Source organism: Sorangium sp. So ce426, from assembly GCF_051475585.1.
In the GTDB taxonomy this organism is placed as follows: Bacteria; Myxococcota_A; Polyangia; order Polyangiales; family Polyangiaceae; genus Sorangium; species Sorangium cellulosum_B.
Window position 1 is genome coordinate 11,995,595 of record NZ_CP150341.1, and the last position, 16,899, is coordinate 12,012,493.

The 16,899-nt window shown below is 69.3% G+C and carries 11 protein-coding genes and 1 pseudogene; 5 read left to right on the top strand and 7 right to left on the bottom strand.

What is annotated here, in order from left to right:
* Positions 1 to 152 precede the first annotated feature (152 nt).
* The 4 genes from WMF44_RS45105 to WMF44_RS45120 all read left to right on the top strand — a co-directional run bounded on the left by WMF44_RS45105 (position 153) and on the right by WMF44_RS45120 (position 7,351).
* Positions 153 to 1,253 (top strand): tryptophan 2,3-dioxygenase family protein, encoded by a 1,101-nt coding sequence (locus tag WMF44_RS45105; protein ID WP_437296219.1) that lies wholly within the window; start codon positions 153 to 155, stop codon positions 1,251 to 1,253.
* Complete coding sequence (locus WMF44_RS45110) at positions 1,250 to 3,298, top strand: DCC1-like thiol-disulfide oxidoreductase family protein (protein WP_437296220.1); 2,049 nt, start codon at positions 1,250 to 1,252, stop codon at positions 3,296 to 3,298. The genes WMF44_RS45105 and WMF44_RS45110 overlap by 4 nt, the downstream gene beginning before the upstream one ends.
* A 9-nt stretch (positions 3,299 to 3,307) precedes the next feature.
* Positions 3,308 to 5,485 (top strand): hypothetical protein, encoded by a 2,178-nt coding sequence (locus tag WMF44_RS45115; protein ID WP_437296221.1) that lies wholly within the window; start codon positions 3,308 to 3,310, stop codon positions 5,483 to 5,485.
* A 906-nt stretch (positions 5,486 to 6,391) separates the two neighbouring features.
* Positions 6,392 to 7,351, top strand: coding sequence for an ATPase (locus WMF44_RS45120; protein ID WP_437296222.1), 960 nt, complete (start codon positions 6,392 to 6,394; stop codon positions 7,349 to 7,351).
* 186 nt (positions 7,352 to 7,537) lie between these two features.
* On the opposite strand, the pseudogene WMF44_RS45125 reads toward WMF44_RS45120, so the two are convergent.
* The 5 genes and pseudogenes from WMF44_RS45125 to WMF44_RS45145 form a co-directional block, all read right to left on the bottom strand.
* Positions 7,538 to 7,993, bottom strand: a pseudogene (locus WMF44_RS45125) (hypothetical protein); the annotation flags it as partial.
* A 384-nt stretch (positions 7,994 to 8,377) separates the two neighbouring features.
* Positions 8,378 to 9,274, bottom strand: coding sequence for a hypothetical protein (locus tag WMF44_RS45130; RefSeq protein WP_437296223.1), 897 nt, complete (start codon positions 9,272 to 9,274; stop codon positions 8,378 to 8,380).
* A gap of 550 nt (positions 9,275 to 9,824) precedes the next feature.
* On the bottom strand, positions 9,825 to 10,721 hold the full coding sequence (locus WMF44_RS45135; protein WP_437296224.1) for a hypothetical protein: 897 nt from the start codon (positions 10,719 to 10,721) through the stop codon (positions 9,825 to 9,827).
* 486 nt (positions 10,722 to 11,207) lie between these two features.
* A complete protein-coding gene (locus WMF44_RS45140; protein WP_437296225.1) occupies positions 11,208 to 12,026 on the bottom strand; it encodes a hypothetical protein in 819 nt (272 codons plus the stop codon).
* A 610-nt stretch (positions 12,027 to 12,636) separates the two neighbouring features.
* Positions 12,637 to 13,518 carry a hypothetical protein gene (locus tag WMF44_RS45145; RefSeq protein WP_437296226.1) on the bottom strand — a complete coding sequence of 294 codons (882 nt, stop codon included), beginning with the start codon at positions 13,516 to 13,518 and terminating at the stop codon, positions 12,637 to 12,639.
* 98 nt (positions 13,519 to 13,616) lie between these two features.
* Here WMF44_RS45145 and WMF44_RS45150 point away from each other — a divergent pair, with 98 nt between their 5' ends.
* On the top strand, positions 13,617 to 15,098 hold the full coding sequence (locus WMF44_RS45150) for a hypothetical protein (RefSeq protein WP_437296227.1): 1,482 nt from the start codon (positions 13,617 to 13,619) through the stop codon (positions 15,096 to 15,098).
* Positions 15,099 to 15,325: 227 nt separating this feature from the next.
* On the opposite strand, the gene WMF44_RS45155 is transcribed toward WMF44_RS45150, so the two are convergent.
* Complete coding sequence (locus tag WMF44_RS45155; protein ID WP_437296228.1) at positions 15,326 to 15,730, bottom strand: hypothetical protein; 405 nt, start codon at positions 15,728 to 15,730, stop codon at positions 15,326 to 15,328.
* A gap of 52 nt (positions 15,731 to 15,782) precedes the next feature.
* A complete protein-coding gene (locus WMF44_RS45160; protein WP_437296229.1) occupies positions 15,783 to 16,841 on the bottom strand; it encodes a hypothetical protein in 1,059 nt (352 codons plus the stop codon).
* Between the last annotated feature and the right edge of the window lie 58 nt (positions 16,842 to 16,899).

Genomic DNA, 16,899 nt, shown 5'->3' on the forward strand with positions numbered 1-16,899 from the left:
AGGCGCGCAATCCGTGCGACCCGTGCCAGGCCCTTCCGTTTCCTGGGGGGCGGGAAGTAGACTCCCGGCGCCGCTCGTGGCGCGGGCGCACCCCTTGCTGCGAACACGCCCGCGCGAACGCCGCTGGCGGCGCCTCTCGAATCACCAAGGACATGAATTACTGGGATTACATCCACGTCGAGGAGCTGCTCGCCCTCCAGGGTGGATTCGACGACGACGAGCAGAAGGTCGGCAACGACGAGGCCCTGTTCATCGTCGTCCACCAGATCTACGAGCTCTGGTTCAAGCTCATCCTCCGGGAGCTCACCTCGGCGCGCGAGCTCTTCCGCCAGAACCCGGTGCCCGATCAGAAGCTCGCCTCCGCGGCGCGCTCGTTCCGGCGGATCGTCACCATCTTCGAGCAGGCGATCGAGCACTTCCGGGTCATGGAGACGCTCACGACCCGCGACTACCTCGATTTCCGCGATCGCCTCATCCCCGCGAGCGGCTTCCAGTCGGCGCAGCTGCGCGAGATCGAGCTCCTGCTGGGCCTCGACGACGCGCTCCGGATCCCGCTCGGCCGGGAGGGCAGCTACAAGGAGGCGCTCAAGACCGCGGACGGCGCGCCCTCGGCGGCGACGCGCCGCGTGGAGGCGAGGCTCGCGAGCGGGCCGAGCCTCAAGCACTTCCTGGACGAGTGGCTCTCGCGGACGCCGATCGACGGATCGAGCGAGCCGGAGGGCGTCATGAGCTTCCTGCGCAGCTACACGCGCTCGATGCGCAAGGAGAACGAGCGCCGCGTCCAGATGGCGATCGACAAGGCGCTCACCCCGCCGGACGTCGAGCGGCTCCGCGCGCGCTACGAGGCGGAGAGCGCGGCCGCCGAGGCGTTCCTGCTCGCCGAGGACGATCCGGCGGCCGACGCGGCCACGCGCGAGAAGCGCCGGGCGGTCCGCGCGGCGATCGTCTTCATCGAGAGCTACCGCGAGCTGCCCCGGCTCGCGTGGCCGCGCGAGGTGCTCGACCGCATCCTGGAGATGGAGCAGGCCATGCTCATCTGGCGGCAGCGCCACGCGCGGATGGTCGAGCGGGTGATCGGCCGGCGCACCGGCACGGGCGGCTCCGCGGGCGTCGATTACCTCGACCAGACCGCGCTGCGCTACCGCGTCTTCGGCGATCTCTGGACGGTGCGCTCCCTGCTCTTGCGTAAGCCGAGCGTCCCTGAGCTCGAGCACGCATCGGATTACGGATTCCGTGTCGAGGACTCTCCGTGAAATCACTTCGCGATCACTTCTTGCGTCTTGATGCCCGTTCGCTCGGGTTGTTTCGCATCACCTTCGGGCTGGTCCTTATCGCCGACCTCTTCGGGCGGTGGCGATGGGTGCGGGACTTCTACTCGAACGAGGGCGTCCTCCCGAACCACAACCACCTCTTCAACCTCCGGGGCAAGCAGCAGGTCTTCAGCCTGTTCCACGCCATCTCGACGGAGGGAGAGGCCCACTTCGCCTTCTCGCTGGCGCTCGTCATCTACGCCCTGTTCCTCATCGGCCACCGGACGCGCGTCTTCCACGTGCTCTCGGTGCTCGTGCTGGTGAGCCTGACGTCGAGGAACGTCCTGCTGGAGAACGCCGGCAACTACGCCGCGATCGCGCTCCTCGCGCTCACGGCGTTCCTGCCGTGCGGGAGCCGCCTGTCGCTCGACAGCCTCCGCGCCTCGCTCTCCCTGCGGGACGAGAAGCGCGACACGGAGCTGAACGACAGGTCGAGGGCCTCGGAGGCCGAGATCGCGGCCGCGCGCCTGCCGGGGTGGTCGCCGGCGTCGCTCGCCGCGCTGGCCGTGCTGCTCCAGCTCGCCCTCATCTACCTCTGTACGGCGCTCCAGCAGCGCGGCGAGGCGTGGCGCGACGGGACGGCGTTCTACTATGCGCTCCACGCCGAGCGCCTGGCGAGCGACGCGGGCACCTGGCTCCGCGACGTCCTGCCGCTCGGCACGCTGCGCGGGCTCACGTTCGGCACGTGGGCCATGCAGCTCGCGATCCCGGCGCTGCTCTTCGTCCCGGCGCTCTTCCGCTGGACGCGCGGGGTCGCGGCCGCGCTGATGGTCCTGCACGGGCTGATCCTCGGGGTCTTCTTCGATCTCGGGCTGTTCGGCTGGGCGCTCGCCGCCGCCGCGCCGCTCGTGCTGCCCGGTGAGCTCTGGGACGTGTACGAGCGCTCCTGGAGCGAGGGGCGCGCGCGCACGCTCGTGTACGACGCCGACTGCGGGGTTTGCCTCCTCCTGGCGCGCCTGATCAAGCGGCTCGATCTGCGCGAGCACCTGACGTTCCAGGGCAACGTGACGCTCGACGAGCTCTACGTCCGCAACCAGACGGGGGCCGAGGAGCGCGTGCCGATGCCGAAGGAGGTCACGCCGGAGCTCGTGGAGCGGACGGCGCTCGCGATCGACCGGAAGGGGCGCGTGTACACGCGGGGCGCCGCGGTGACCGAGGGGCTCCTGGCGTTGCCGCTCGGCTGGCTCGCCTGGCCGCTCAAGCTGCCGGGCGTCTCGCACCTCCTGAACGCGCTCTACGACGTCGTAGCAGCCCGCAGGCACCGCATCAGCGAGCTCCTGGGGCGGCAGGCGTGCGGGGTCCCGCTGCCCGACGAGGGCGAGGCGGACGGCGGCGACGCGGGCCCGGCTCCGGAAGTCCCTGCGCCGGCGGTGCGGACGGCGCGGCTCGCGCTGGGGTCGGTGCGGGAGGCGGCGGTGCTCGTGGTGCTCGCCGCGGTGCTGGCGCAGACGGCGAAGGAGAACCCGCTGCCCGGCGCGGCGGCCGTCCCGCAGGGGGCGGTGCTCGCGGGCGTGGCGTCGTGGCCGCGCATGCTGGCGAGGTGGAACGTGATGGCGCCCGAGCCGCCGCGGGACAACGCGCTGATGGTGATCGACGGCCAGACGCGCGCGTCGGAGCCGATCGATCCGCTGACCGGGGAGGAGCCGCGGCTCCAGCCTGCGGCGCATTCCGGGGCGCGGCTCGGCCAGCTCTGGTCCGATTACCTCGATCGCATCCGGCGGCCGGAGTGGTCCGATTACCAGCGGGCCTTCCGCGACTACCTCGCGAAGGGCGGGCCCCAGGCGTCCGGGAAAGGGCGCGAGGCGTCGCTGTCGGGCTTCGATGCGTACTGGGTCTCGGCGCCGATCCCCGCGCCGGGCGAGCCCGCGCCGAGCAGCTTCGAGCGGGACAAGCTGTTCTCGCACTCGCGGGGCGGCCTGGGAAAGCTGGGCGAGCGGGGCCTACCCATCGCGCCGAGCGTCCTCCGGCACCACGGCAAGCCGAAGTGAGGCGCTCGGATGGGTCGGCCTGACGAGGACCCGGGCGCCGCGGAATCCGACGCGGCGCTCGGAAGTGGCGCTGGCGCGCCGCCCGGTGAAGGCGCGCCGACAGGGGATGTCCCGTCCGGCGACGGCGAAGCGCCGGAGAGCGCGCCGTGCGGCGAGGGCGCGCCGCCGGCGCCCGGGGGCGGGGCTCCGAGGCGTCCGGCCGAGGGGCGCCTCCGGCGGGTGGGGCGATGGATCAAGGAGCGTTACTGCACCATCGACGTCCGCACGCTCGGCCTGTTCAGGCTGGTGCTCGGCTTCCTCCTGTCGGCCGACTGCGTGCGCCACTGGGCCGAGGCGAGCTGGATCTACAGCAACGACGGGGTGCTCACCAACCACTATCACCTCTTCCACCCGAGCAGCGGATACAACTTCAGCCTGTATCACGCGTTCTCGTCGACGGCAGAGGTCCACGTCGCGTTCGCGCTCTCGCTCTTCTGCTTCCTCTGCTTCTTCGTCGGATGGAACACGCGGCTGTTCTCGATCCTGTCGTTCGTGCTCGTGGCGAGCAGGGACAACCGGATCGTGATGATCGAGAACGGCGGCTATGTCGTCGTGAACATCATCACCTGCTGGGCCATGTTCATGCCGACCGGCAGGCGCTTCTCCGTCGACGCGCTGATCCGCTCGTTCCGCGAGCGGCGGGAGCGGACGGCCGCCGATCTCGCGGATCGGAGGCGACCCGAGTGGGCCGAGCGGCCGTACGTCTCGGGGGTCGTGCTCCTCGCGATCCTGAACCTGGCGACCATCTATTATTTCAACGTCGTCAACAAGTCGGGCCAGATCTGGCGTCGCGGCGAGACGGTGCATTACGTCTTGCACCTCGATCGCATGGTGACCGGGATCGCCGTCCTCGCGCGGGAGCTCATCCCTTTCTGGGCGACGAAGGGGCTCACCTGGGGCGTGCTGGTGCTCGAGGCGCTGCTCATCACGTGGATCCTCTCGCCCTATGGCCGCCGCTTCACGCGGGCGCTCGCGATGGGGGGGATGTGGGCCCTGCACGGGACGTTCGGGGTGATGATGCGCCTCGGCCCGTTCTCGTGGTTCATGATCGCCTGGTCGTTCCTGCTGCCGACGGCGCAGCACTGGGACGCGCTCGCGCGGTGGTATCGCCGCCGCGCGGAGCCCCGGGTCGTCGTTTATGACGGCGATTCGCCGCTCGCGTTCGCGCTCATGCGGTTGCTTGTCCGGCTCGACGCGCTGGAGCTGCTCCGGTTCGAGGAGGCGCGCGCTGTCCCGGCGGGCGGCGCGGAGGTGGACGGGGGAGGGGAGCTCCGGCCGGAGCTCTTCGAGGTGCGCGACGCGAGCGACCCGGCGGATGGGCGGGTGTTCCGCGGTGCGGCGGCGCTGCGCGAGATCGTGCGGGCGCTCCCTGGAGGTCGCTTTGCGTGGCCGTTCGTCTGGGCGCTGGCCCTCGGCGCGCCGGGCGCGCTGCTCGGGGTCGCCTCGCGGCGGCGCGACGGGATCGCGCGGTATTTCGGGCTGGATCGGGCGCCGCGCGGGCGGGGTGCTGGCGGGGGGGAGAGCCCGTCGCCGCTCGCGGAGCGCTTCGCCCGCGGGAGGACGATCGCGCGGGAGGCGCTCGTCGCGTACCTCGGGCTCTGCGCGGTGAGCCAGGCCATCAACGAGAACAAGAGCGTTCCGGCGTTCCTCAAGCACACTCAGCCGAAGTTCGTGCAGGCGACGATCGTGTATCCGCGCATCCTCCAGGGCTGGGGGATGTTCGCGCCGAACCCGATCACGGAGGACGGGTCGATCAGCGTCGACGCGATCACGGTCGACGGCCGGCATGTGGATCCGTTCACGGGGCTCCCGCCGGATCTGAACCTCTCCGACGCGCGGGGGCTGGGGCTCGGGCAGATCCGGCAGGACTATTTCAACCGGATCCGGCTCGATCGGAACAAGGCGTTTCGCAAGCCGGGTCTCCAGGACTACCTGCTCAGGTATCATGAGCGGACCGGGCGGCCGGAGGACGAGATCGTGGCGTACGACGTGTACTGGGTGCGAGATCAGTGCCCGAAGCCGGGGGAGCGCGCGCCGTACAAGAACGAGGCGATCCCGATCCTGTCGTACCGGAAGCCGGGGTATCGCCCGCGGCCGGGGCTGCCGGCGCTGCCGCCGCCGCTCAAGGAAGCGAGCGCGGAAAAATAGGGGGGAAGCCCCCCTCGGCGTCAACCAAGCTCGTTCCCTCGCGCTCAGCGCACCAAGCCCCCAGCAGTCACCAACGTCGTCGTGGACGTCCACGTCCACTTTCACGTTCACGGCCACGTTGGTGACCGTTGGGGGGTGGAGGGGGGCGGGCTTGGTGCGCTGAGCGCGACGGAACGAGCTGCGCGGTCCCGGCGGCCCTGCTGCGCGGCTTCGACGCCCTCCTGCGCGGCACCGGCAATCCTGCTGCGCAGCCCCGGCGGCCCTGCTGCGCAGGCTCGGCGACCTTGCTGCGCGGCCTCGGCGCCCTGCTGCGCAGCCCCGGCGGCCCTGCTGCGCAGGCTCGGCGACCTTGCTGCGCGGCCTCGGCGCCCTGCTGCGCAGCCCCGGCGGCCCTGCTGCGCAGGCTCGGCGACCTTGCTGCGCGGCCTCGGCGCCCTGCTGCGCAGCCCCGGCGGCCCTGCTGCGCAGGCTCGGCGACCTTGCTGCGCGGCCTCGGCGCCCTGCTGCGCAGCCCGGGCGACCCTCCCGCGCACCCATTGCTGTGTCCTATCGTACGATCGCGTGGCTCCTGCGCGGCCTTCGCGACCCTCCTGCGCACCCACTGATGTGTCCTATCGTACGATCGCGCGGTTCCTGTGCAGCCTCAGCGCCCCTCTGCACGCCCGGTTGCTGCCCTGGGTTGCCATGGCTCGACGCCTGCGCATGGCCGTTGCCGCTGCTGCACCGCTGCTGCGCAGCCTCGGTGTCCGCTTGCGCGGCGCCGCTGTCTCCTTGCGATCGTGTGACGAGATCGTCGGTATCGTGCTCTCCTGTGACCCGAATCCTTGGCGCCGCCGATTTCCTCATTGAGCGACCGCGCCTCTGCTCGGAGGGGCGCTGACCTCGACAAGGAGACGTCTCATCGCCATGGCACCGAAGGCACCCACCGCCGCTTCATCCAGGACCAAGAACGCCCAGAGCTCGCGCGCTTCGAGCGACGCCGGAGGCGCGCGCCGATCATCGGGCGGTGCGCCCGAGTTCACGCTGAGCGCCGAGCGAGAGGCCGAGCTGCTTCGAGAGGCCGAGTCGCTCGGTGATAACGTCTCCTTCTTTCCAGGCAAGCTCGCTCGGCGTGTCATCTGGTCGAGCCAGATTCAGCTCGCCGCCGAGCGCGACGCGGCGGATCTCGTGCGCACGCCGTTCGCCGAGGGGGAGCCCCTGCTCGCGCGCGAGGAGATCGGAGGGCTTCGTGAGAAGATCGAGCTCCTGCGCGTCGTGCAATCGCGCTGGCAAGCGGCGCAGCAGCGCCAGGAGCGGGCCGCCGCGGCCTTCGTGGGGCCGGCCGCCGAGGCCGTCCAGATCAAGCAATCGCTGCTCCGCTTCTTCAATCTCCGCTTCAAGAAGAGCCCCGAAGGGCAAAAGCGGCTCATGGCGATCCGGGCGGGCAGCGGCGACGCGGATCTGGTCCAGGACGCCTCCGATCTCCTCTTGCTCTGCGCCGAGCACGCGGAGGCCGTTCAGAAGGCGCCTCGCGGCGAGGGTGCCGCGGCGGAGCGCCTCCGCGAGCTCTCGCCGCTGCTCGCGCGCATGCTCGCCGACAAGAAGCTCTCACTCGAGGCGGTGCGCTCGCGCAAGCTCCGCGACGCCGCGTACACCCTCGTCGTGAACGCCGAGCGGAGGCTGCGCGCCGCCGCGGAGTACTGGTACGCGGGCACCGACAAGATGAAGGACTATGCGCCGTTCCCCTCCTCCCGCGGCGCCTACGGCGGAGGAGAAGAGGAGGGGGAGGAGGGCGGCGAGTCCGAGGAGTCCGAGCCGGGAGACGGCGAGTCGGAGGAGAGCGAGCCGGGAGACGGCGAGGCGAGCGATGACAGGGAATCGCCCTGAGCGCGGGGTTCGCGGATCCCTGACGGGACGACCCCGAGCCCGCCCGACCGGCGAGCGCCGGTCCCGGAGAGCTCCCGCCAGCTGACTCACCTCGGGCGCCGTGGCTCTACTGCCGGAAGTCGGCCGGTGAGGCGAACCGCCAAGCCGCCAAGGGCGCCAAGAAAACTCCTGGTGCGCGAGGCGCTCTCAGGAGCCGGTCGTGGCGAGGAGCTCCCGGGCGTCGCTGATCACGGCGGCGCGGCGGATCCAGCGGTCCAGCTCGTCGAGGTCGGCGCTCGCGAGGACGCGCTCCCGCACCTCGGCGGGGACCTCGAGCCCACGGGCCTCGAGGAAGGCGAGCACGTCGTGTGCCTTGGCTTCGAGGATTCCCTCCTTCCGGCCTTCCTGCCGGCCCTTCGCCACGTAGCCGCGCGCGAATTCGCTCTGAAACTGGTAACCGCTCTTCATCATCGCCTCCAACCTCCGCCTCGCCGCTGCGTTCAGCGAGGATAGCATCAGATCCCCATAGACGGCCCGGCGCTCCTCATCGAGCCCGGCCGCCGCTGCGAAGAATGCCTCGCCGATCGCCTCCGCCGCCTCGCTCTGTCCGTGCGCCATCGCGGAGAGCACGGCCACCTGGGGCGCCGCCTTCGCCTGTTCGACAGTCAGGGGGCGAGGCTGCGCGTGGGGCTCTCGGGAACACGAGCGGACTCAGGCCCTCGTGGTCGTCGACACCGTACCGATGCCTCGGACATGGCGTCCGCTGTGGCTCTTGCGCAGCTGGCCCTCAGATTCAGCTCATGGGCCGATTCCTGGCGTGTCGCTCAGAAGACGCGACGAGCTCCGTGATTTGTCGCTTCGAGGGGCGAGGGGACCCCGAGCCTGTCGCAACCCGAGCCGGCCAATCGACCGCGATCGGGGGGCCGGCTTTACCGTCGATGCGCAGAGGCGAGCGCGGAGAAGTCGGCTGGTGCGGAGGACACCCTGCATCGCCGTCGGGCGACAGGGGCGGCGCGCTCGGCTGCTCCTGGGGCCCGAAGCGTTGGTTCAGGAGCCGGTCGTGGCGAGGAGCTCCTGGGCGTCGCTGATCACGGCGGCGCGGCGGATCCAGCGATCCAGCTCGTCGATGTCGGTGCTCGCGAGGACGCGTTCCCGGACCTCGGCGGGGACCTCGAGCCCGCGGGCCTCGAGGAAGGCGAGCACGGCCTGCGCCTTGGCTTCGAGGATTCCCTCCTTCCGGCCTTCCTGCCGGCCCTTCGCCACGTAGCCGCGCGCGAACTCGCTCTGAAACTGGTAACCGCTCTTCATCATCGCCTCCAACCTCCGCCTCGCCGCTGCGTTCAGCGAGGATAGCACCAGATCCCCGTAGACGGCCCGGCGCTCCTCATCGAGCCCGGCCGCCGCCGCGAAGAATGCCTCGCCGATCGCCTCCGCCGCCTCGCTCTGTCCGTGCGCCATGGCCGAGAGTACGGCGACCTCGGGCGCCGCCTTCGCCTGCTCGGCGTCGGTGACGACCGGGACGCCCTGCGGCCCGAGCACCAGCGGCGTCAGCGTCCAGCCAGGGTGGCCGGTGTCGATCGGCCGCGCGCTCCACCGCGCCATCGCCGCGCCGATCGTCACGACCAGCAGCCGGGTCGGGCAGCGGTGCCGGGCGCGCGTCTGGGTGACGTACACCGGCCAGACGTAGGGCTTGTCCGGGTCCACGCGGAGCTGGACCTCGACCACGATGGCCATCGCGGGCCGCTGCTGCTCGCCGACCAGCAGCACGACGACGACGTCCGCGCGGCGGTCGGAGGGCACGATCTCGGTGAAATCGGAGGAATCGACGCGCGCCTCCGTGAAGGTCGGGACCGGATGGCCGAGCGCGTCGTGCAGCATCTCAACGGCCAGTGTCGGCCGGTTCTTGAAGAGCTCCACCAGGGCTTCATGGGTCACAGAGGGCATGGAGTGGTCTTACGAGTGGTTGCGATCATGCTGGATTTGCGTGGCGCGCCAGGCTCATGCGGTGGGACCCGCAGGGGCCGAGCGGCGCCCTCCCACTCATGAATTCCGGGCAGCTCCGTGAGGTCGTCACGCCATGTGACCCGCATGTGCGCCGGCGGTCATGGCACGCAGCTGAACGAGAGAGGAGGGCGCTCGGGCGCACGAGCGGAATCAAGCCCTCGACGGTCGCCAACGCCGTACCGAGGCCTCGGACATGGTGTCCGGTGTGGCTGTTGCGTAGCTGGCCCTCCGATTCAGCTCCGGCTTGGACACCCGGCGCCTTCACTCGGACGACATGGCGAGAGCGGTGTGTTTTCGTTCTGAAAAGCGAGACGATCCCGATCGTGACGTGCCGGAAGCCGCGGTATCGGCCGCGCCCAGGGCTGATGGCGTTGCCGCCGGTGCTCAGGGAAGCGAGCGCGGAGAAGTGGGGAGGGCAGGGGGCACGCTGCATCGCCGTCTGGCGATAGGAGCAGCGCGCTCGTCTGCTCCTGGGGCCCCGGGTGTCGGTTCAGGAGCCGGTCGTGGCGAGGAGCTCCCTGGCGTCGCTGATCACGGCGGCGCGGCGGATCCAGCGGTCCAGCTCGTCGAGGTCGGCGCTCGCGAGGACACGCTCTCGCACTTCGGCGGGGACCTCCAGCCCGCGGGCCTCGAGGAAGGCGAGCACGTCGTGTGCCTTGGTCTTCAGGGTGCCCTCGCGCATCCCTTCTTCTCGCCCCTTCGCCACGTAGCCGCGCGCGAATTCGCTCTGAAACTGGTAACCGCTCTTCATCATCGCCTCCAACCTCCGCCTCGCCGCTGCGTTCAGCGAGGATAGCACCAGATCCCCATAGACGGCCCGGCGCTCCTCATCGAGCCCGGGTGCCGCCGCGAAGAATGCCTCGCCGATCGCCTCCGCCGCCTCGCTCTGTCCGTGTGCCATCGCCGAGAGCACGGCCACCTCGGGCGCCGCCTTCGCCTGCTCGGCGTCGGTGACGACCGGGACGCCCTGCGGCCCGAGCACCAGCGGCGTCAGCGTCCAGCCAGGGTGGCCGGTGTCGATCGGCCGCGCGCTCCACCGCGCCATCGCCGCGCCGATCGTCACGACCAGCAGCCGGGTCGGGCAGCGGTGCCGGGCCCGCGTCTGGGTGACGTACACCGGCCAGACGTAGGGCTTGTCCGGGTCCACGCGGAGCTGGACCTCGACCACGATGGCCATCGCGGGCCGCTGCTGCTCGCCGACCAGCAGCACGACGACGACGTCCGCGCGGCGGTCGGAGGGCACGATCTCGGTGAAATCGGAGGAATCGACGCGCGCCTCCGTGAAGGTCGGGACCGGATGGCCGAGCGCGTCGTGCAGCATCTCAACGGCCAGTGTCGGCCGGTTCTTGAAGAGCTCCACCAGGGCTTCATGGGTCACAGAGGGCATGGAGTGGTCTCACGAGTGGTTGCGATCACGCTGGATTTGGGCGGCGCGCCAGGCTCATGCGGTGGGACCCGCAGGGGCCGAGCGGCGCCCTCCCACTCATGAATTCCGGGCAGCTCCGTGAGGTCGTCACGCCATGTGACCCGCATGTGCGCCGGCGGTCATGGCATGCAGCTGAACGAGAGGGGAGGGCGCTCGGGCGCACGAGCGGAATCAAGCCCTCGACGGTCGCCAACGCCGTACCGAGGCCTCGGACATGGTGTCCGGTGTGGCTCTTGCGTAGCTGGCCCTCCGATTCAGCTCCGGCTTGGACACCCGGCGCCTTCACTCGGATGACATGGAGAGAGCGGTGTGTTTTCGTTCTGAAAAGCTACCGCCACTGCCGCCGGCGCTGAAGGCGGTGAGGGCGGAGAAGTAGGATGGTGCCCGGCCGGCCTGCCATCGCCTGCCAGGACAGAAGCAGCGCGCTTGTCCGCTCCTGGGGCGCTCTCAGGAGCCGGTCGTGGCGAGGAGCTCCCGGGCGTCACCGATGGTCGCGGCACGGCGGATCCAGCGGTCCAGCTCGTCGAGGTCAGTGCTTGCGAGGACGCGTTCCCGCACCTCGGCGGGGACCTCCAGCCCGCGGGCCTCGAGGACGGCGAGCACGGCCTGCGCCTTGGCTTCGAGGCTTCCCTCCTGCCGACCTTTCGCTACGTAGCCGCGCGCGAATTCGCTCTGAAACTGGTAACCGCTCTTCATCATCGCCTCCAACTTCCGCCTCGCCGCTGCGTTCAGCGAGGATAGCACCAGATCCCCGTAGACGGCCCGGTGCTCCTCATCGAGCCCCTCCGCCGCTCCCGAAAAAAAGGCCACACCGATGGCTTCGGCCGCCTCGCTCTGTCCGTGCGCCATCGCGGAGAGCACGGCGACCTCGGGCGCCGCCTTCGCCTGCCCGGCGTCGGTGACGACCGGGACGCCCTGGGGCCCGAGCACCAGCGGCGTCAGCGTCCAGCCAGGGTGGCCGGTGTCGATCGGCCGCGCGCTCCAGCGCGCCATCCCCGCGTTGATGGTCACGACCAGCAGCCCGGTTGGGCAGCGGTGCCGGGCCCGCGTCTGGGTGACGTACACCGGCCAGACGTAGGGTTTGTCCGGGTCCACGCCGAGCTGGACCTCGACCACGATGGCCATCGCGGGCCGCTGCTGCTCGCCGACCAGCAGCACGACGACGTCCGCGCGGCGGTCGGAGGGCACGATCTCGGTGAAATCGGAGGACTCGACGCGCGCCTCCGTGAAGGTCGGGACCGGATGGCCGAGCGCGTCGTGCAGCATCTCGGCGGCGAGCGTCGGCCGGTTCTTGAAGAGCTCCACCAAGGCTTCATGGGTCACAGAGGGCATGGAGTGGTCTCACGAATGGTTGCAATCATGCTGGATTTGCGTGGCGCGCCAGGCTCATGCGGTGGGACCCGCACGGGCCGAGCAGCGTTCTCCCACTCATGAATTCCGGGCAGCTTCCCGGGGTCATCACGCCATGTGACCCGAGGGGGCCCCCGACAGTCAGGGCGCGGGGCTGCGCGTGGGGCTCTCAAGGATACGAGCAGACTCAGGCCCTCGTGGTCGTCGACTCCGTACCGAGGCCTCGGACATGGCGTCCGCTGTGGCTCTTGCGAAGCTGGACTTCTGATTCGGCTCAGGGGCCGATTCCTGGCGTCTCCCTCAGGAGACGCGGCGAGCTCCGTGACTTGTCGTTTCGAAGGGGCGAGGGGATCCCGAGCCTGTCGCAACCCAGGCCGGAGAATCGACCGCGATCGGGGAGCCGGCGTTGCCGCCGATGCGCAGGGAGGCGAGCGCGGAGAAGTCGGCTGGTGCGGAGGACACCCTGCATCGCCGTCGGGCGACAGGGGCGGCGCGCTCGGCTGCTCCTGGGGCCCCGGGTGTCGGTTCAGGAGCCGGTCGTGGCGAGGAGCTCCCTGGCGTCGCTGATCACGGCGGCGCGGCGGATCCAGCGATCCAGCTCGTCGAGGTCGGTGCTCGCGAGGACGCGTTCCCGGACCTCGGCGGGGACCTCCAGCCCGCGGGCCTCGAGGAAGGCGAGCACGGCCTGCGCCTTGGCTTCGAGGATTCCCTCCTGACGGCCCTTCGCTACGTAGCCGCGCGCGAATTCGCTCTGAAACTGGTAACCGCTCTTCATCATCGCCTCCAACCTCCGCCTCGCCGCTGCGTTCAGCGAGGATAGCACCAGATCCCCGTAGACGGCCCGGCGCTCCTCATCGAGCCCGGGTGCCGCCGCGAAGAACGCCTCACCGATCGCTACAGCCGCCTCGCTCTGTCCGTGCGCCATCGCGGAGAGCACGGCGACCTCGGGCGCCGCCTTCGCCTGCTCGGCGTCGGTGACGACCGGGACGCCCTGGGGCCCGAGCACCAGCGGCGTCAGCGTCCAGCCAGGGTGGCCGGTGTCGATCGGCCGCGAGCACCAGCTCGCCATCTCCGCGTTGATGGTCACGACCAGCAGCCCGGTTGGGCAGCGGTGCCGGGCCCGCGTCTGTGTGACGTATACCGGCCAGACGTAGGGTTTGTCCGGGTCCACGCGGAGCTGGACCTCGACCACGATGGCCATCGCGGGCCGCTGCTGTTCGCCGACCAGCAGCACGACGACGTCCGCGCGGCGGTCGGAGGGCACGATCTCGGTGAAATCGGAGGACTCGACGCGCGCCTCCGTGAAGGTCGGGACCGGATGGCCGAGCGCGTCATGCAGCATCTCGGCGGCGAGCGTCGGCCGGTTCTTGAAGAGCTCCACCAGGGCTTCATGGGTCACAGAGGGCATGGAGTGGTCTCACGAGTGGTTGCAATCATGCTGGATTTGCGTGGCGCGCCAGGCTCATGCGGTGGGACCCGCAGGGGCCGAGCAGCGTTCTCCCACTCATGAATTCCGGGGAGAGCCGTGAGGTCGTCACGCCATGTGAACCACGGGTGCCCCGACGCTCAGTGCTCGGTCCGGCCGTCGTCCCCGAGATCACCGACCCTGCCGAGGCCGAGAAGGAGGCGGAGCTCGCCGTGCTGTCGGCGGTGGCGCACGGCAACGGGCCGAACGGGCTCACCGTGGTTCAGGAGGCGCTCGTCGCCCTCGGTCGGCTCGACCAGGAGCACGCGATGGTCTACTTTCAGGTCATCTGGAACGGGTTGCGTGAGCCCATGCGTTGGAATATCTTTGTTTCCTGGAGCTGGAGAAATTTGAATAGACATCCCTGGACCGCGCCTGGCGACCGCCAACGCCGGCAGTATGGCCACGTCAGCAGGGACCATCGTATTCGATTCTTCGATAATCAAGGCTCCAGCAGCTGCCATGAGCGCTGCGAACAAAGGCGATGGTGGTTCGTCGAAGTCACCTCCGAAGCCGGAGTCCCCTGCCAAACCCGGCACCAGGGCGCAGGCTCCGGCGGCGGAACAGCCCAGGCCGGCTGCCCCGAAGGTCGAGCCCGCGGCAGCGCCGGCGCAAGGAGGCTTTCCTCCGTTGCACAAACGTGCGGGGATCTTCATGTTCAGCGACGCCAAGAAACGGATTCTGGCGGCGGCGCCCCACGAGCGAATCGCCATGTTCCGGCAAACTGCGGCGCAGATCATGGCAGATGCGCCCGGAGAGATGATGTTTTCGAGCGCAAGGTGACGAACGCGGAAGCCATGTTCGTGGGCTCGGCAGGCGAAGCGTTGGTGTTCACCAAGGATGGCACGGCGTTTCGGGGAAATCTGAGGACCCCAGACCAATTCACCCCTGAAGGCGAACGGGTCCTTCACGGCGAACTTCGACAAGCTGACGAAATGGGGAACGAAATGACCAGCCGATCGATACAGGTGCAACCCATCGACGCGGACGCGGCAAGCGCGATCGTGGAATCGATCCACGAGCCAGTGGTTCGAAACCTTGTCAGCGTTGCATTCGGAAAGGCGTGGGGGCGGTTCGCGAGGAGCTTTACGCTGGACGGCCAGGAGATTCCGCTCCGCCTGCCCGCGGAGTCGTTCGACATGGCGTTCTTCATCCGCGTGACGCGGGCGCTCTTCTCAACACCGCAATTCATTCGTAGCATTCTGGAAGGAGAAGCCGTTGCACCGGCCCCCATCGTGCGCGCGCCACTGGCGCTGAACGAAGAGGCCGCAGAGCGCGTGCGGCAATCCATATCCGATCCTGTTTGCCGCAACCTGGTCACCGCCGCCCTCAACGAAGCGCGAAGGCAAATCGTCGAGAGCGGGGTCGCCGGCAAGGCCGAAGCTCAGGCGCCGCCGCGCTTGCCGTTCGACATGGAGTTCTTCGCCACTGTGATGGAGGACTACTTCTCGTTGCCATGGTTGATCGAGCGGCTCCTGGACGGGCAGTCACCCGCGCAAGCCTCCGGGTGGGATGATGAGTGACGAGCGGTCGTCGGGCGCCTACCCATCGGACTCGACGTAGAAGGAGAGCCCGTACCGTGCCACTACGCGGGGGTGCGCATGCCAACGTCGCCGATCACGCCAGCCGAGCGCTCGCCCCCGCCGTCGACGGCGAACGAAGAATCCGCGCCAGTCGATGTGCAGTGTGAAAGCGCCGGCCCGAGCGCGGGCGCCGCCCGGCTCCCGAGACGCGCGCGCCCGCACACGGATCAACGGCGCTTCGAGCCGGAGCCGGACTGCAGACACGCCTCCAGCGTGTCCTTCTCGCCCGCGACGTGCACCTGGCGCATCACCAGGCCGCGCCGCGCGAGCCACGCCCGGTACCGGTTGCAGAAGGCGGTGTACCGGAGACCGCTGGGATGCTGCCGCAAGTACTCCAGGTGCAGCAGCTCCAGCGTCACGTGCGGCCGGTGCCGCTCGCGGTGAATCCAGGCGCAGTCGGGCTCGGCTGGGGCGACCCCCGGCTCGACGACGGTCGTGCCGTAGAGCGCCCGCTCGAGCCCTTCATCGTCCAGCTGGGTGACCTGCTCCCACGTCGTGTGTCGGTGATCATCGCGTCCCGCGTCGGGCCGGCGAAGATCGCGGCCACGTGTTCGCTGGTGTTCACCGTTCACCGCTGGCGCCTGCGCCGATCTGGGCCGCGCTGGCCGGAGCCGCTGCTACCCCTCACAGCCGAGCGAGCCGTCCGTCTTCGAGCAATATCCAGGGGGAGGAAGGTGCATACGCCTCGGTCCCGGCGATGGGCAGGCTTGGCGCATCCGTGAGCTGTTCGAGCCCCTCGTCGCGGAGTCGGATGCCACGTTCGGTGAGGCGGTAGACGAACGACTTCATCCCCTCGTCAGGATTCGGGCCAGGCGCGCGCTCCACGAATGCGCTCGAATCGTGCCTCGCCCATCGGGACAGACGACCTTCCAGGAACAGGTCGCCTGTACAGGAGAGAATTTCTCGCAAGTCCAGTCCAGGTTGCGACCTGTCGCAGAACACGGACACGTCAGTCTTGTAATCCTGTCCCGAAAGGATGGTCAGGATGAGCTCGTCGAATCGGCTGAGGCGCAGGGCGCCTTCCGTGGTCCTTCTCGGAAAGAAGCATGACAGAAGCTCCCACAAGGGGGCAAGCTCTGGGAACCCTTCGACGCCAGCCATGCAGCTCTCGACGAAGGCCAAGGGATCCTCCTCGGTGTAGCTTTCCCAGAGGCGAACGGCACGGTCGTAGCGCTCCGCTGGCCAAGGGCATGATTCGTCGAGACGATCCAGAAGAGCCTTGTCCAAATGGTCCGCTACCGATGCGGAGCAGTTGAACCGCGGAACGATCGGCGGCTCTGGAGGACTTGTTCTTGTGCCGTACACAAACTCGAACTCGGCGACAATGACGTCACTGAATGCGATCCCGATGTGCCTCAACCAGCTACAGGCCCTCCATAGGTTCACTCGCTCGTGGAGGCTCACTGATACCCACAAGACGACGGGCGGCTCCCAGCGAACATCCGGAGCGTAGAGCCGATCCCACGTTTCGCCAGAATCATCCCTATCGGAGTGGGCTTCAGAGAGGGACAACCACGTCTCGCGGAGCCGGTTATGTTCTGCGGCATCCCGACGGCTCGGTCCGATGACGAGACAGTCTGACGCGCGCACGACGTTGGTAGCACCGAGCTGAACCAGGCGGTCTGCTGTTGGCGGATCAAAGGCGACGTGCGTCGCATCAAGAAGCATAGGGGCGTCCGTCATGCTCAATTAAACCCACACTCGTAGCATTCACTGTACTTGTAGGGACGTTTGTCCTGGC

What these genes read in the sequence shown, in the direction of transcription:
- WMF44_RS45130 (WP_437296223.1), bottom strand. Translation starts at nt 9,274, where the DNA reads ATGCCCTCTGTGACCCATGAAGCCCTGGTGGAGCTCTTCAAGAACCGG.
- WMF44_RS45120 (WP_437296222.1), top strand. Translation starts at nt 6,392, where the DNA reads ATGGCACCGAAGGCACCCACCGCCGCTTCATCCAGGACCAAGAACGCC.
- WMF44_RS45115 (WP_437296221.1), top strand. Translation starts at nt 3,308, where the DNA reads ATGGGTCGGCCTGACGAGGACCCGGGCGCCGCGGAATCCGACGCGGCG.
- WMF44_RS45145 (WP_437296226.1), bottom strand. Translation starts at nt 13,518, where the DNA reads ATGCCCTCTGTGACCCATGAAGCCCTGGTGGAGCTCTTCAAGAACCGG.
- WMF44_RS45160 (WP_437296229.1), bottom strand. Translation starts at nt 16,841, where the DNA reads ATGACGGACGCCCCTATGCTTCTTGATGCGACGCACGTCGCCTTTGAT.
- WMF44_RS45150 (WP_437296227.1), top strand. Translation starts at nt 13,617, where the DNA reads ATGAATTCCGGGGAGAGCCGTGAGGTCGTCACGCCATGTGAACCACGG.
- WMF44_RS45140 (WP_437296225.1), bottom strand. Translation starts at nt 12,026, where the DNA reads ATGCTGCACGACGCGCTCGGCCATCCGGTCCCGACCTTCACGGAGGCG.
- WMF44_RS45105 (WP_437296219.1), top strand. Translation starts at nt 153, where the DNA reads ATGAATTACTGGGATTACATCCACGTCGAGGAGCTGCTCGCCCTCCAG.
- WMF44_RS45135 (WP_437296224.1), bottom strand. Translation starts at nt 10,721, where the DNA reads ATGCCCTCTGTGACCCATGAAGCCCTGGTGGAGCTCTTCAAGAACCGG.